The sequence below is a fragment of the Streptomyces chiangmaiensis genome (assembly GCF_036281785.1).
GTDB classification, from domain to species: Bacteria; Actinomycetota; Actinomycetes; order Streptomycetales; family Streptomycetaceae; genus Streptomyces; species Streptomyces chiangmaiensis.
This window is the reverse complement of sequence record NZ_JAYWVC010000698.1, coordinates 1-671: the sequence shown is the minus strand read 5'-3', so window position 1 is coordinate 671 and position 671 is coordinate 1. Positions and strand designations below refer to the sequence as shown.

1 protein-coding gene is annotated in these 671 nt (G+C 64.4%); it reads right to left on the bottom strand.

The annotated features are described in order from the left end of the window. Positions 1–671 (bottom strand): reverse transcriptase domain-containing protein (locus VXC91_RS46490; protein WP_329513350.1); only part of this gene is annotated, 671 nt, incomplete at both ends.

Sequence of the window (671 nt, the reverse complement as noted above, 5' to 3'; positions counted from 1 at the left end):
TCGTCGGCGTAGCGGACGACGACGGGCGATCCGGCCGCCACGTGCGCGGCATCCGTACCGAGCCGGAGATAGACAACTCCGGCAGCAGTCTCCATGCCGTGCAAAGCGACATTCATCAACACAGGGCTGATCACACCGCCTTGAGGCGTTCCCTCTTCCGTCGGTGTGAACCAGTCGTCCTCGACCACACCGGATTTCAGCCATTGCCGGATGAGTCCCCGAGCGGGGAAGCTGCCCAGCGAGGCATAGATATGGTCGTGACTGAGCCGGTCGAATGCCGCTTCCAGATCCGCGTCAAGCACCCACAGGCGTTTGGCATTCCTTCCTTTCCCTGCCTGATGAATAGCCTTGATCGCGTCATGGCAGCCACGGCCGGGCCGAAATCCATACGACCTCGACTCGAACCGTGCTTCCCACTCGGGCTCCAGTGCGTTGAGCGCGACAGCCTGAAGTGCCCTGTCGGCGATCACGGGAATTCCGAGCGGGCGACGGCGCCCGTTGTTCTTCGGCACATACACCCGCTTGACCGGCCGCGGCGACCAGGGCTTGGCCCGGTGCTGCACCCAGTCGGCCAGATTGGCCTTGCCCTGGGCGCTCACTATGACCTTGCCGTCGACGCCAGCCGTCTTGCGGCCAGCATTGACCTCCGTCACCCGCCGCACGCCCATCAG